We start from the raw sequence: 425 nt of genomic DNA on the forward strand, positions 1-425 counted from the left end.
GTGGAAACCGGCGAAGCCGACTATGCGGTACTCCCCATTGAAAACACCTCTTCCGGCAGTATCAATGAAGTATTTGACGTACTGCAACATACCAGTCTGTCTATTATCGGCGAGCTAACCCACCCGGTTGAACATGCGCTGCTGGTCGCCTGTGATACCGATATCAGTAAGCTTAAGACCCTGTATGCCCACCCTCAGGTATTCTCCCAATGTAGCCACTTTTTAGCGGAGCTGGGTAATATTGAGGTTAAGCCCACCGATAGTACCTCTGCCGCCATGTTGAAAGTGTCTGAGATGCAAGACCCAAGCATCGCTGCCATAGGCAGCGCTCCTGGTGGAGCGTTATATGGTTTGACCCCAATTAAGTCCAATCTGGCCAACCAGAAAGAAAACCACAGCCGCTTTATTGTCGTCGCCAGAAAGCC

Annotated in this window: 1 protein-coding gene; it reads left to right on the plus strand. The window is 50.8% G+C overall.

What is annotated here, in order from left to right; translation table 11 throughout:
- Positions 1–425: prephenate dehydratase domain-containing protein (locus J0A66_RS21770; RefSeq protein WP_277603614.1), on the plus strand; the 425-nt coding region annotated here is incomplete at both ends.

The sequence above is a fragment of the Bowmanella dokdonensis genome, from assembly GCF_017254865.1.
In the GTDB taxonomy this organism is placed as follows: domain Bacteria; phylum Pseudomonadota; class Gammaproteobacteria; order Enterobacterales; family Alteromonadaceae; genus Bowmanella; species Bowmanella dokdonensis.